We start from the raw sequence: 13,501 nt of genomic DNA on the forward strand, positions 1-13,501 counted from the left end.
CGAACCCTAGTGGATGGTATCGAGACAACGGGATTACAGGAGGCATCGATGAGCATCTTCGATCATGTGCAGAATCGCTTTGAGCGTGTCCAGCAGGAAGAGATGAGCCTGCAGGAGTACCTGGAACTCTGCCGCAAGGAACCCATGGCCTATGCCTCCGCGGCTGAAAGGATGCTCGAAGCCATCGGTGAACCAGAGGTCGTTGATACCGCCAAGGATTCGCGGCTCTCGCGCATCTTCTCCAACAAGGTGATTCGTCGCTACCCGTCGTTTTCCGAGTTCTACGGCATGGAGGAGGCGATCGAGCAGATCGTTGCCTACTTCCGGCATGCCGCCCAAGGGCTCGAGGAGCGCAAGCAGATCCTCTACCTGCTGGGGCCGGTGGGCGGCGGCAAGTCATCGATGGCCGAGCGGCTCAAGTTGTTGATGGAGAAGGTTCCGTTCTATGCCATCAAGGGCTCCCCGGTGTATGAATCGCCGCTAGGGCTGTTTTCGCCTGAGGAGGATGGCGAGTTGCTCGAGAAGGAGTTCGGCATTCCCCAGCGTTACCTCAAGAGCGTGATGTCGCCGTGGGCGGCCAAGCGATTGAAGGAGTACGGTGGCGACATCTCCCAGTTTCGGGTGGTCAGGCTCTATCCTTCACGCCTCAACCAGATCGCCGTCTCCAAGACCGAGCCCGGCGACGAGAATAACCAGGACATTTCCTCGCTGGTCGGCAAGGTCGACATCCGCCAGCTCGAGCTCTACTCCCAGGACGATCCGGATGCCTACAGCTTCTCGGGTGGCCTGTGCCGTTCCAACCAGGGGCTGATGGAATTCGTCGAGATGTTCAAGGCACCGATCAAGGTGCTGCATCCATTGCTGACCGCCACCCAGGAGGGTAACTACAACCCCACCGAGGGCATGGGGGCGATTCCCTTCGAGGGCGTGGTGCTGGCCCACTCCAACGAGAGCGAGTGGCAGGCGTTTCGCAATAACCGCAACAATGAAGCCTTCCTCGACCGTGTCTACATCGTCAAGGTGCCCTACTGCCTGCGTGTCTCCGAGGAAGTGAAGATCTACCAGAAGTTGCTCGAGCATTCCTCGCTGAACCATGCCCCGTGCGCTCCGGACACCCTGCGCATGCTGGCGCAGTTCTCGGTACTCTCGCGACTCAAGGAGCCGGAGAACTCGAGCATCTACTCCAAGATGCGCGTCTACGATGGCGAGAATCTCAAGGATACCGACCCCAAGGCCAAGTCGATCCAGGAGTACCGTGACTCCGCGGGTGTGGATGAAGGCATGCAAGGGCTCTCGACACGCTTTGCCTTCAAGATTCTCTCCAAGGTATTCAATTTCGACAGTCTCGAGGTGGCCGCCAACCCGGTGCACCTGCTTTATGTGCTGGAGCAGCGGCTCGAACAGGAACAACTTCCCAAGGAGACCTTCGAGCGCTACCTGCGCTTTATCAAGGAGTTCCTGGCGCCGCGTTACGTTGATTTCATCGGCAAGGAGATTCAGACCGCCTATCTCGAGTCCTACTCAGAGTACGGGCAGAACATCTTCGATCGTTACGTCACCTACGCTGACTTCTGGATACAGGATCAGGAGTATCGTGATCCGGAGACCGGTGAGCTGTTCAACCGACAGGCGCTCAACGAGGAACTGGAAAAGATCGAGAAGCCGGCCGGGATCTCGAATCCGAAGGATTTCCGCCACGAAGTGGTCAACTTCGTGCTTCGGGCGCGTGCCCAGAACAACGGCATGAACCCGAGCTGGCAGTCCTACGAGAAGCTGCGCGGGGTGATCGAACACAAGATGTTCGCCAACACCGAGGAGCTCTTGCCGGTCATCTCGTTCAACGCCAAGGCGTCCCAGGCCGACCAGAAGAAGCACGAGGATTTCGTGGCGCGCATGGTCGACCGCGGCTACACCGAGAAGCAGGTACGCCTGCTTTCCGAGTGGTATCTGCGGGTACGCAAGTCGCAATAGTCTGGTTTTCGGGCGACGAGGTGAGCGCCATGAGCTATTTCATCGATCGGCGAGCCAACGCCAAGCACAAGAGCGCGGTAAATCGCCAGCGCTTCCTGGACCGCTACCGCACCCATATCAAGCGCTCCGTGGAAGAGGCGGTGAATCGTCGTTCGATCACCGACATGGAGCGTGGCGAAAAGGTCTCGATCCCTTCTCGGGACATTTCCGAGCCGGTGTTTCAGCACGGCCCGGGGGGCAAGCGCTCCATCGTCACTCCCGGCAACAAGGAGTTCAGCGAAGGGGATCGCTTGCGCCGCCCTGGGGGCGGCTCAGGTGCCGGGGGCGCGGGTGAGGGTGGTGCTTCCGACCAGGGCGAGGGCATGGATGAGTTCGCCTTCACGCTGTCTCGCGAAGAATTTCTCGACTTCGTGTTCGATGGCCTCGAGCTGCCTAACCTGGAGCGCAAGGCGCTGGTCGACCTTGATGAAGTGAGGCCAGTGCGTGCCGGGGTGTCGCGGGATGGCGTGCCGGCACGCATCAATATCGTGCGTTCGATGCGCGAAGCCTATGCCCGCCGTATCGCCATGCGCGCGCCGATTCGTCGGGCGCTGCGTGAGGCCCGCGAAGCACTGGAGGCCGAAGAGCGCAAGGACCCGGTGCTGCGCAATCCCTCGCGCATCAGCGAGTTGAAAGAGGAGATCGAGCGGCTCGAGAAGCGCCTGGAGTCGGTTCCCTACATCGACACCTACGACTTGCGATACAACAATCTGATCAACCAGCCCCAGCCCTCGAGCAAGGCGGTGATGTTCTGCGTCATGGACGTCTCGGGCTCGATGACCCAGGCCCACAAGGACATTGCCAAGCGATTCTTCCTGCTGCTTTATCTGTTTCTGGAGCGCAACTACGAGAAGGTCGAACTGGTCTTCGTTCGCCACCATACGGCCGCCAAGGAAGTCGACGAGGAGGAGTTCTTCTACTCGCGGGAGACGGGTGGCACCATCGTCTCGAGCGCGCTTTCGCTGGTCGATGACATCGTCACCAAGCGCTATCCGCCAGGGCAGTGGAACCTCTACGTGGCCCAGGCCTCGGATGGAGACAATTGGGATGACGACTCGGTGACCTGTCGCGACCTGTTGATCAAGAAGCTGATGCCGCGCCTGCAGTACTTCACCTATGTCGAGATCACTCCGCACGCCCATCAGGCGCTGTGGGAGGAGTACGAGGGTGTGGCCGCCGAGTTTCCCGAACGCTTTGCCATGCGCCAGATCGTCGAGGCGGGGGATATCTACCCGGTATTCCGTGAGCTTTTCAAGCGCCGTATCACCGGCAATTGATACGCCGGCTACGGCTCAGGAGGCAAGATGACCCGACGCAAGCCGATCGCCACTGGTTCCGATTGGAATTTCGAGACCCTGACCGAGTTCGAGCGGGAAATCGCCCGTCTGGCAGACGAGTACCGGCTGGATACCTATCCCAACCAGATCGAGATCATCACCACCGAGCAGATGATGGATGCCTACGCCAGCGTGGGCATGCCGGTGGGCTACCACCATTGGTCGTTCGGCAAGCAATTCCTGGCCGTTGAGCAGGCTTACCGGCGTGGCCAGATGGGGCTTGCCTATGAGCTGGTGATCAATTCCGACCCCTGCATCGCCTATCTGATGGAGGAGAACACTCTGATGATGCAGGTGCTGGTGATGGCCCACGCCTGCTATGGACACAACTCTTTCTTCAAGGGCAATTACCTGTTTCGCACCTGGACCGATGCCACTTCGATCATCGATTACCTGGTGTTCGCAAGGAAATACATTGCCGAGTGCGAACAGCGCCATGGTGTCACCGCCGTGGAACAACTGCTCGACGCCTGCCATGCCCTGCAGAACTATGGCGTCGATCGCTACAAGCGGCCTTCGCCGATCTCCGCCGCCGAGGAGTCACGCCGCCAGAAAGAGCGTGAAGAGTATCTGCAAGCGCAGGTCAACACGCTGTGGCGGACCATCCCCACGCCCTCGTCCCATGAATTGCTTACCTCGGATGCCGATGAAGAGGATCCGCTGGGACTCCATGCCGGTGGCCGTTACCCCGCCGAACCCCAGGAGAACCTGCTCTATTTCATCGAGAAGAACGCGCCCTTGCTGGCGCCATGGCAGCGTGAGGTGGTGCGCATCGTGCGCAAGCTGGCCCAGTACTTCTATCCGCAGCGCCAGACCCAGGTGATGAACGAGGGCTGGGCGACGTTCTGGCACTACACCCTGATGAACCGCTTGTACGATGAGGGCCTGGTGGATGAAGGACTGATTCTCGAGTTCCTGCAGTCGCACACCGCGGTGGTCAATCAACCGGCCTTCGATAGCCCCTGGTACAACGGCATCAATCCCTATGCGCTGGGATTTGCGATCTTCACTGACCTCAAGCGGCTCTGCGAGAACCCCACCGAGGAGGATCGCGAATGGTTTCCGGACACCGCCGGCAGCGATTGGCGAGAGACCTTCGAGTTCGCCATGCGCAATTTCAAGGACGAATCGTTCATCCAGCAGTTCCTCTCGCCCAAGGTGATCCGCGACCTCAAGCTGTTCATGGTGGTGGATGACGACCAGGAAGAGATGCTGGAAGTGGCGGCCATTCACAACGAGCGCGGCTATCACCGGGTGCGCGAGGCGTTGTCGACTCAGTATGCGCTCTCGGTTCGCGAGCCCAACATCCAGATCTATTCGGCGAATATTCGCGGTGACCGCTCACTGACCTTGCGCCACGTGCAGGACAGTCGACGCCCGCTGGCGCGTAGCGTCTATCCAGTGATTCGCCATCTTCACCAGTTGTGGGGCTTTCCGGTGCACCTGGAGTCGGTGGAGGACGACGAGGTGGTCAGACGTTATCAATGGCCGCTGCCGGATGAGGCGCGCCAGGCCTAGCGCCTGAGAGGGACTCAACTGAGAGGGGGCACAACCGAGAGGGAAACACAACGAGAAGACCCGCGCCATCGAACGGAGCTCGATGGCGCGGGTCTCGGCGGTGATGCGTGGTCATCGTGCCAGGCGACGGGCGATTGGGTATGGAGGATTGATCAGCCCTGGGCGACCCACGACTGGCACCAGCCGGCAGCGGCTACGCTGTTCTGCGGGAACAGCTGGCAGCCTTGGTTGTCCGCTTGCCAGAACATGCAGTTGTCGCAGCGCTCTCCCTCTTCATAGGCGGGGTGATCGCTGGCGTCGGCGGCATCCTCGACATAGTTCAGCGCTTGAGCCTGCTCGGCATTCGGGTCCAGTGGTGGCAGGTCCTGAGCGAAGGCGCTCTTGGAAAGAATGCCGGCGCCCAGCGGCAGGGCGGCGACGCCCATCAGGCTGTTGCGCATGAAGTCACGACGGCTTTGATTGGCCATGGAATCTCCTTGTCGTCACGGTCGACGTGCATATCACGGTTGGGCATTTCACATTGCCCGCATGTTCTTTTTTCGGGTGGTTGACCACCTCTATACTCGGACCGGCACTGGACCGGTGAGTTCGATACTCTGTGCTTGGCTTGCTATACCATGCTAGTGGAGTGTCCGGGTTGATGCGATTCGCGCGTGGCGAGTGCGGCAATCTGTCGCGTGAATGGACACCGGTGGTTTTCATTTTACAGGGGGGTGGGATGTTCTTTACTCGATTCGATTCGCCGCTCGGCGAGATCCTGCTGACCGCCGATGAGCAAGGGCTGACCCGCCTGTGCCTCGCCGCCGATGATCAGCCAGACCCAGAGGATGCGAAGCGCAACGACGCGGCCCTGGCCGATGCCCGTGAGCAACTGATGGGCTATTTCGCCGGGCGCCGCCAGCACTTCAGCCTGTCGCTGGCGCCCGGAGGCAGCGAGTTTCAGCGCGAGGTGTGGGCGGCGTTGCTGCGCATACCCTACGGTCAGACCCGCACCTATGGTGAGCTTGCCCGGCGCCTTGGTCGCGATGGCGCGGCGCGAGCGATCGGCACGGCCAATGGCGCCAATCCGCTGCCACTGCTGATTCCCTGTCATCGTGTGGTGGCTGCCGATGGATTGGGTGGCTACAGCGGCGGCCCACAGCTCAAGCGCAAGCTATTGGCGCTGGAAGGCAGCCTTGCCTGAGAGGGTGTCTGAGAGTCGTTGCGACCATGCCTGGCGATTCTGCCGAGGGTGTCGCGCTGGTATACTCGTGTCAGTTCCGGTTCGCCCACCAGGGAGGCCCGTCGATCTGCCGGGCCACCGCCTGGCATGTCATGACTCAACGCTTTGGAGAGCCCGATGCAGAATGCCGTGATCCTGATCAACACCGAGAAGGGGCAGGTCAAGGCCGTTGCCGAGCGCCTGGCCGATGTGGAAGGCATCAGTGAAGTCTATTCCACCTGCGGCCGCTATGATCTGGTGGCGATCGCCCGCACCCGTGACTTCGAGAGCCTGGCCGATCTTGTCACCGAGCGTCTGAATGCCGTGGAGGGCATTCGCGACACCGAGACCCTCAATGCCATGCAGGTACACTCTCGCCATGATCTCGAGACCATGTTTTCGCTGGGGTGGTAGGCACTAATTTGGCAGGCACTAATCTTGCAAGCACTAATTTGGTAGGCACTAGGCCAAATGGTGCTGGCAACGGGTTTCAAGGACAGGGTTTTCAAGGACAGGATTTTCAAGGACAGGAAGTTCAAGGATGACGCGTCGACGTACTATTCCTCGCTGGCGCCGGCACGGGCGTCGTTTCGGGGTGACTCTGCTGTTCGTGGTAGTGACCAGTGGCCTTTGGTATAGCCAGGAGCGCCGCGTCCGTGACCAGCTGGTCTGGATGGGAGTGCCGGAGTGGCAGTCTCTCACGCCGACATCATTTCATAGGGTGCTGCGCAACGAGGGGTTTCTGGTGGGCTGGTCCGATGTGCGGGTCAATCCTTTATGGGTCAGCTACCAGTTGCATGAGGTCGACGAGCCCAGTGCCGGGCCGCGCCCAGGCTTCCAGCGCGACTGGCGGACCCTGTGGCCTGTCGGCACCGAGAGTTATTTCGGTAGTGGTTATGACCGGGGCCACCTGGCGCCGAATTATGCGATTGCCGCGGTGCATGGCCGTGAGGCGCAGCGCCAGACCTTTCGCATGAGCAATATGACGCCTCAACGCCCCGACCTGAATCGAAAGCTCTGGCAGCGCCTCGAAGAGGTGGTGATCGACCACTTCGTGCCGCGCTTCGGCGTGGTGCAGGTGATCACCGGCCCGCTGTTTCCGGAAACCTTCGCCGACAACGTGCTCAATCGGGTGGGGTTCGTCGAGATACCCGAAGCGTTCTACAAGATCATCGTGGTGCCAGGCGAGTCGCCCATGGCGCTGGCCTTCATCATGCCGCAACAGGCGCGTGGCGATGAGCCGCTGGATGACTTCCTGGTACCCATCGACCAGGTGGAGGCGCGTAGTGGTCTCGATTTCTTCCCGCGATTGCCAGACGAAGCGGCACAGGCACTGGAAGGGCAGGTGGCGACTCAGGGCTGGGCGCTCGAAGAGGTCGCCCGTCTTCCTTCGCGCTTCTGAACGACATGCAAACGCAAAAAACCGCGAGCTTGAGTCGCGGTTTTTCTCATTGATATCGGGGTTGCATGACGCGGGCTACGCCTGTCGAGGCGGTGGTGCCCAGGAGAGGACTTGAACCTCCACATCCGTAAGGATACTAGCACCTGAAGCTAGCGCGTCTACCAATTCCGCCACCTGGGCGCATCATGCAATTGTGTGCTCTTGCGTTTGGGTATGCTGATTCACTGCGTGTTCTGGTGTCATCGTCGAAGACGATGATGGTGCCCAGGAGAGGACTTGAACCTCCACATCCGTAAGGATACTAGCACCTGAAGCTAGCGCGTCTACCAATTCCGCCACCTGGGCTAACACGAGCGATTCGAGCTGACAAAGAGCGTGGGAACGGGTCCCGGTGCTTGCCTCTCGATATCCCGCGACACGCATCACCGAAACGGATCATGATGTTCACAAGGGTATCGATGGTGCCCAGAAGAGGACTTGAACCTCCACATCCGTAAGGATACTAGCACCTGAAGCTAGCGCGTCTACCAATTCCGCCATCTGGGCAAGCGACGCGTATGGTACCCGATTCCATTGTCAATGCAAGGCCTCGGCAGGCGCTTGCGAGGGTTTTTTTGCCCCTTTCGGCAAGCCCCGGCGGGTCAGATGGTTGGGTACGGGCCAGCACGGCGCTATACTGCGCCCATGACAAAAGACTCCCAAAGCAACACCTCATGCCCGCGGCGCCAGCGCGCCCTCTCCCGCATGCCGTCACCGACCCTGCCAAGGATGCTCCCAGCATGACTCACTGGACGCTCAGCGACGACCCCCACGCGAGCCGCGAAGCCCACAAGTACGACAACCCCGCGCCCAGCCGAGAATATCTGCTGAAACGCCTGGAAGACGCCGGCAAACCGCTCACCCATGAGGCAATGAGCCGTCTGCTGGGCCTCGAGGACGAAGACCTTCAGGAAGCGGTGCGGCGGCGGTTGGCCGCCATGGAGCGGGACGGTCAGGTGCTGCGCAACCGCCGCAATGCCTACACGCTGATCGACAAGCTCGACCTGATCAAGGGCAAGGTGCTTGGGCATCGTGACGGCTTTGGTTTCCTGCTGCGCGATGATGGCAAGAAGCCTGATCTGGTCCTGCCTCCGCGGCAGATTCGCCGTACCTTCCATGGTGATCACGTGTTGGTGCGGGTCAGTGGCCGCGACCGCCGCGGGCGTGACGAGGCCACCATCGTCGAGGTGCTGTCGCACAATACCCAGACCATCGTCGGTGTGTACCGCGAGAATACCCCCGAGTTCGGCGTGCTGATCCCCGAGAACCCGCGCATCACCCAGGAAGTGATCATTCCCCACAGCGCCTGTGGGGGGGCGAAGGATGGCCAGGTGATCTCGGCGAAGATCGTCCAGCAGCCGGCCACTCGCCAGCAGCCGGTGGGGGAGGTGGTCGAAGTGCTCGGTGAGCGTATGGATCCGGGGATGGAGATCGACATCGCCATCCGCAGTTACGAGATTCCCGCCGAATTTCCGCCCGAGGTAAATGACCAGATCAGCGAGATGTCCGCCGAGGTCGCCGAGGGCGACAAGCAGCATCGCATCGACCTGCGCGACGTGCCGCTGGTGACCATCGACGATGAGTCGGCCAAGGACTTCGACGACGCCGTATGTGCCTGGAAGACCAAGTCCGGTAGCTGGAAGCTGCTGGTGGCGATCGCCGATGTCTCTCACTACGTGCGTCCCGGCAGCGCCCTGGATCAGGAGGCGATACGCCGTGGCAACTCGGTGTACTTCCCGGGGCAGGTGGTGCCAATGCTGCCGGAACTGCTTTCCAATGGCTTGTGCTCGTTGAATCCGGATGTTGATCGCTTGGCACTGGTCTGCGAGATGAATATCTCCAAGACCGGCACCATCAGCCGCTATCGCTTCTACGAGGCGGTATTTCGCTCCCATGCACGTCTGACCTACAACAAGGTCGCGGCGATTCTCGATGACGAGAACACCGAAGGTGATGCGCTGCGCGAGGAGTATCGCGACCTGGTACCGTCGCTGCACGGCCTCAAGGACCTCTACACGGTATTGCGCGAAGCTCGCGTGGCGCGTGGCGCCATCGACTTCGAAACCACAGAGACGGCTATCATCTTCAACGACGAGCGCAAGATCGAGAAGATCGTGCCGCGTTCGCGCAACGACGCCCACAAGATCATCGAAGAGTGCATGCTGGCTGCCAACGTGGCCACGGCGCGCTTTCTCGACAAGCACGATCTGCCGGCGCTCTACCGTATCCACGAGCGCCCCTCGCCGGAGCGTCTCGACAAGCTGCGCTTGTTCCTCAACGAGCTGGGCTTGTCGTTGGGGGGTGGGGACGAGCCGACGCCTCAGGATTATCGGACGCTGGCCGAGACGGTGCGCGGCCGCCCCGATGCCGACGTCATCCAGACCGTGATGCTGCGCTCGATGAGCCAGGCGGTGTACTCGCCGCACAACGAAGGCCACTTTGGCCTTGCCTATCCGGCCTATGCGCACTTCACCTCGCCGATCCGACGCTACCCGGACCTTTTGGTGCACCGCGCCATCCGCTCGGTGATTCGTGGCCCACGCCAGACCAACACGGTGCTGCGCGCCGATGGCGCCAAGGTAGAGCCGCCCAGCAAATGGTGCCCCTACACCTTCGAGCAGATGCTCGAACTCGGCGAGCGCTGCTCGATGACCGAGCGCCGTGCCGACGATGCCACACGGGACGTCGAGGACTGGCTGAAGTGCGAGTTCATGTCCGACAAGCTCGGCGATATCTTCGACGGCACGATTGCCTCGGTGACCCAGTTCGGGATCTTCGTGCGGCTCGACGAGGTGTATGTCGAGGGCCTGGTACACGTCACCTCGCTACCCTCCGACTACTACCACTACGAGCCGGAAAAGCACCGCCTGAAGGGTGAGCGTTCCGGGATGAGTTACCGGCTCGGCGACGGGGTGACCGTGCAGGTGGCGCGGGTCGACCTGAACGATCGCAAGATTGATTTCGAGCTGGCCGATGACAAGCCGCGCCCCCAGCGCAAGCCGCGCCGCCGGCGGGCCGTCGACGATGCGCCTGACCGCGGTCGTGCGCGTGCCGGAAGCGAGCCGCCCAAGGCCGATGGCAAGAAGGACGGCAAGGCCGATGACAAGGGTGGCAAGAAGCGAAGCGGCGGCCGTCGCCGTTCGCGCCGCTGACCCCTCGGTGCCGACATCTGCCGGGAGTTCTCCCGCCAGGTGGCGCCATCGCCCGGCCTTGAGACATGACCTGAACGTATTGCCCAGGATTGAAACCGCGTAAATGAAACAGAACAAGCCCCGCCGGAGCGAACCAGGCCCCCCAGGCCTGGATGCCGTGTTTGGTGTGCATGCGGTGCGCGCATTGCTGGAACGCGGCGAGACGCCCAAGCAAGTGTGGGTACAGGAAGGCAGTGCCGGTAGCCGGCTTGCCGAGCTGCTCGAGGCTGCCCGCCAAGGGGGGGCGCGCATCACGCCGCGCCCCCGCGTTGAGCTCGACCGGCTGGCCAGGGGGGCGGCCCATCAGGGCATTGTCGCGTTCACCGCACCGCTCGCCTTCGGCAATGAGGCGGAGCTGTGGTTCAAGCTCGAGGCCTGGCCGCACCCGTCACCGCCGCTGTTGCTGGTGCTGGATGGCGTCACCGATGTGCACAACTTCGGCGCTTGCCTGCGCAGCGCCGACGCCGCGGGGGTGCACGGGGTGATCGTGCCCAAGGACAAGTCGGCGCCTCTCAATGCCATGGTGCGCAAGGTGGCCTGTGGCGCCGCGGAGAGCGTGCCTGTCTATCAAGTCACCAACCTGGCGCGTTCGCTCGCCCGGCTCAAGGAACTGGGCGTGTGGATCACCGGTACCGCCGGGGAGGCCGAGAGCCTGGTGTTCGATGTCGACCTGCAAGGACCGCTAGCCGTGGTGATGGGCGCCGAGGGAAAGGGGTTGCGGCGCCTGACGCGCGAAGCCTGCGATACCCTGGTCAAGTTGCCCATGGCCGGCAGTGTCTCGAGCCTCAACGTCTCGGTGGCGACGGGAATCTGCCTGTTTGAAGCGGTGCGCCAGCGGGGCTCGGCTTCGCCGGGAGCTGTAAGCCATAAGCTTTAAGCTTAAGAACGCCGGGAAGACACCTCATCAAGGCGACGATCGGTGAGCCGCCTCGGTGAGCGGCGCCGGGGATAGGCCGTAGAGGAGGTCCTCTGCCATGGATGGCAGAGGTAGCGCCCAGGGAGGGGTTCACAGCGCCTCCTCGAAGGCCTTTCACCGGAAAAGCCGCGGATTCAATACGAGACGTTGCTTGCGCCCGTGGTGGCAGTCGGCGCTTGCGCAACCGGCGCCCAGTCTTTAGAATACCTGCGCCCGTTCGCCTGTCGAGCGGGCGCGGTTGTTTGTAAGGTCTGTTGCGATTCAGTCTTGCCCTCAGCCACTGGCTATGTCAGCCAATGTCGCTTGCCACGTTGGCATGTCGACAGCCACTCCTTGCTTCCCGTGAACCAGAGCGGTCCGAGGAAGCTGTCAAACCGCAAGGAGATCCCATGCGTCATTACGAAATCGTTTTCATGGTCCATCCGGACCAGAGCGAGCAGGTTCCCGCCATGGTCGAGCGCTACACCAGCCTCGTCACCGAGAACGGTGGAACCGTGCATCGTCTGGAGGATTGGGGCCGTCGTCACCTGGCCTACCCGATCAACAAGATCCACAAGGCTCACTACGTGCTGATGAACGTCGAGTGCAAGGGCGAGACTCTCGAGGAAATCGAGAACATCTTCCGCTTCAACGACGCTATCATTCGCAGCCTGGTGGTGCGCAGCAAGGAAGCCGTCACCGAGGCGTCGCCGATGATGAAGCCGACGGAAGAAAAGCGCGCTCGTCGTGAAGAGAAGCCGCGCGCCGAATCTGCCTGAGCCCACCCATCGCACGTTTGAAGGAGTCTTCACATGGCACGTTTTTTCCGTCGCCGCAAGTTCTGCCGTTTTACCGCTGAAGGCGTGAAGCAGATCGACTACAAGGATCTGGACACGCTCAAGGCCTATATCACCGAGACCGGCAAGATCGTTCCCAGCCGTATCACCGGGACCAAGGCCCGTTACCAGCGTCAGCTGGCCACCGCTGTCAAGCGTGCCCGCTACCTGGCGCTGCTGCCCTACACCGATAGCCACCAGTAAGTTGCTGGCGTGATGTTGCCGATTGCCCGCTTCGTGATGCGCGGCACGCCCCATGCCGCTGGCGGGGCGGCCCTGGCTACGCTGGTTCCCTGGCTGTTCTGGCTGGGGGCGGGCATTGCCGCCCTGGTCACCTTGCGTCGCGGGCTCTCTTCCGCGTTGCCGGTGATCGTTGCGGCGGCGGTGCCTTCCGGCTGGTGGTGGGCGCAGGGTGATGTAATCCCGCTGGCATGTCTTTTGCTGGTCACCCTGATGGCGGTGGTGCTGCGCTCACGGCTGCGCTGGAGCGAGGCTCTGATCATCGGCGCCCTGGCCGGGGCGGTGATGATCCAGATCGGCATCTTCCTGCCCCCGGGTGGGGCGGGGCCGATGCTCGAGCAGCTTCGCCAGAGCGCGCCCGAGGTCGACCGCATGCTCACCGAGTTCGCCAACCAGGGGCTCGATACCGAGCAACTGGCGGCGATGGTGATTGGCGGAGTGACCGGACTGGTCGTGCTGGTGGCGGCCGTGACGTGCCTGGCTCTGGCGCGTGGCTGGCAAGCGGGGCTTTACAACCCCGGCGGTTTTCGCGAGGAGTTCCATGCGCTGCGCATGGCCCCGCGTGAGCTTGCCGTGCTGGTCGTGCTCGGGGGCGCTGGCATGCTGCTGGGTATTGTGGCACTCGGCATGCTGATGTGGGTGCCGCTGATGGTCGCCGGCATTGCGCTGGTACATGGTGTTATCGGATTGAAGGGGATGAACGGGCTGTGGTTGGTGGCTTTCTATGTCTTATTGATCACCACCTGGCCCATGATTCTGATTGTGCTGCTGCTGGCCTTGATCGACGTATTCGCGGATTTCCGCGGGCGTCTGGCTAGCCGCAACTGACAAG

Annotated in this window: 12 protein-coding genes and 3 tRNA genes; 11 read left to right on the top strand and 4 right to left on the bottom strand. The window is 61.7% G+C overall.

The features are described 5' to 3' along the window. Positions 1–48: 48 nt before the first annotated feature. The 3 genes from C6V82_RS00965 to C6V82_RS00975 are packed head-to-tail and all read left to right on the top strand — an operon-like array spanning position 49 to position 4,865. The gene (locus C6V82_RS00965) at positions 49–1,971 is read left to right on the top strand and encodes a PrkA family serine protein kinase (protein WP_102588415.1); all 1,923 of its coding nucleotides are present in this window, start codon (positions 49–51) and stop codon (positions 1,969–1,971) included. A 29-nt stretch (positions 1,972–2,000) separates the two neighbouring features. Further along, positions 2,001–3,287, top strand: a complete 1,287-nt coding sequence (locus C6V82_RS00970) for a YeaH/YhbH family protein (protein ID WP_102588414.1) — start codon at positions 2,001–2,003, stop codon at positions 3,285–3,287. 27 nt (positions 3,288–3,314) lie between these two features. Beyond that, the gene (locus C6V82_RS00975; RefSeq protein ID WP_102588413.1) at positions 3,315–4,865 is read left to right on the top strand and encodes a SpoVR family protein; all 1,551 of its coding nucleotides are present in this window, start codon (positions 3,315–3,317) and stop codon (positions 4,863–4,865) included. A gap of 152 nt (positions 4,866–5,017) precedes the next feature. On the opposite strand, the gene C6V82_RS00980 is transcribed toward C6V82_RS00975, so the two are convergent. Beyond that, complete coding sequence (locus tag C6V82_RS00980; RefSeq protein WP_102588412.1) at positions 5,018–5,332, bottom strand: high-potential iron-sulfur protein; 315 nt, start codon at positions 5,330–5,332, stop codon at positions 5,018–5,020. A 251-nt stretch (positions 5,333–5,583) separates the two neighbouring features. Between C6V82_RS00980 and C6V82_RS00985 the strand changes: the two genes are divergently transcribed. The 3 genes from C6V82_RS00985 to C6V82_RS00995 all read left to right on the top strand — a co-directional run bounded on the left by C6V82_RS00985 (position 5,584) and on the right by C6V82_RS00995 (position 7,468). Further along, positions 5,584–6,048 (top strand): methylated-DNA--[protein]-cysteine S-methyltransferase, encoded by a 465-nt coding sequence (locus C6V82_RS00985; RefSeq protein WP_102588463.1) that lies wholly within the window; start codon positions 5,584–5,586, stop codon positions 6,046–6,048. A gap of 156 nt (positions 6,049–6,204) precedes the next feature. Next, a complete protein-coding gene (locus tag C6V82_RS00990; protein ID WP_102588411.1) occupies positions 6,205–6,480 on the top strand; it encodes an Lrp/AsnC family transcriptional regulator in 276 nt (91 codons plus the stop codon). Positions 6,481–6,607: 127 nt separating this feature from the next. Then, on the top strand, positions 6,608–7,468 hold the full coding sequence (locus C6V82_RS00995) for a DNA/RNA non-specific endonuclease (RefSeq protein ID WP_102588410.1): 861 nt from the start codon (positions 6,608–6,610) through the stop codon (positions 7,466–7,468). 93 nt (positions 7,469–7,561) lie between these two features. Here the strand turns inward: C6V82_RS00995 and C6V82_RS01000 are convergent. The 3 genes from C6V82_RS01000 to C6V82_RS01010 form a co-directional block, all read right to left on the bottom strand. Further along, positions 7,562–7,648 (bottom strand) — tRNA-Leu (locus C6V82_RS01000). Positions 7,649–7,726: 78 nt separating this feature from the next. Next, positions 7,727–7,813, bottom strand: a tRNA-Leu gene (locus C6V82_RS01005). Positions 7,814–7,927: 114 nt separating this feature from the next. After that, positions 7,928–8,014: transfer RNA gene (locus C6V82_RS01010), tRNA-Leu, on the bottom strand. 233 nt (positions 8,015–8,247) lie between these two features. Here C6V82_RS01010 and rnr point away from each other — a divergent pair. The 5 genes from rnr to C6V82_RS01035 all read left to right on the top strand — a co-directional run bounded on the left by rnr (position 8,248) and on the right by C6V82_RS01035 (position 13,497). Then, positions 8,248–10,659 (top strand): ribonuclease R, encoded by a 2,412-nt coding sequence (rnr, locus tag C6V82_RS01015; RefSeq protein WP_102589041.1) that lies wholly within the window; start codon positions 8,248–8,250, stop codon positions 10,657–10,659. A gap of 103 nt (positions 10,660–10,762) precedes the next feature. After that, positions 10,763–11,575: a 23S rRNA (guanosine(2251)-2'-O)-methyltransferase RlmB gene (gene rlmB, locus C6V82_RS01020; protein WP_102589042.1), complete on the top strand. Its 813-nt coding sequence runs from the start codon at positions 10,763–10,765 to the stop codon at positions 11,573–11,575. Between the two features lie 428 nt (positions 11,576–12,003). Beyond that, the gene (gene rpsF / locus C6V82_RS01025; RefSeq protein ID WP_102589043.1) at positions 12,004–12,372 is read left to right on the top strand and encodes a 30S ribosomal protein S6; all 369 of its coding nucleotides are present in this window, start codon (positions 12,004–12,006) and stop codon (positions 12,370–12,372) included. A 33-nt stretch (positions 12,373–12,405) separates the two neighbouring features. Next, positions 12,406–12,633 (top strand): 30S ribosomal protein S18, encoded by a 228-nt coding sequence (gene rpsR / locus C6V82_RS01030; RefSeq protein WP_023004506.1) that lies wholly within the window; start codon positions 12,406–12,408, stop codon positions 12,631–12,633. Positions 12,634–12,645: 12 nt separating this feature from the next. Continuing rightward, positions 12,646–13,497: a hypothetical protein gene (locus C6V82_RS01035; RefSeq protein WP_102589044.1), complete on the top strand. Its 852-nt coding sequence runs from the start codon at positions 12,646–12,648 to the stop codon at positions 13,495–13,497. The last annotated feature ends 4 nt before the right edge of the window (positions 13,498–13,501 follow it).

Origin of the sequence: Halomonas urumqiensis, assembly GCF_003028575.1 — a bacterium.
Taxonomy (GTDB): Bacteria; Pseudomonadota; Gammaproteobacteria; order Pseudomonadales; family Halomonadaceae; genus Halomonas; species Halomonas urumqiensis.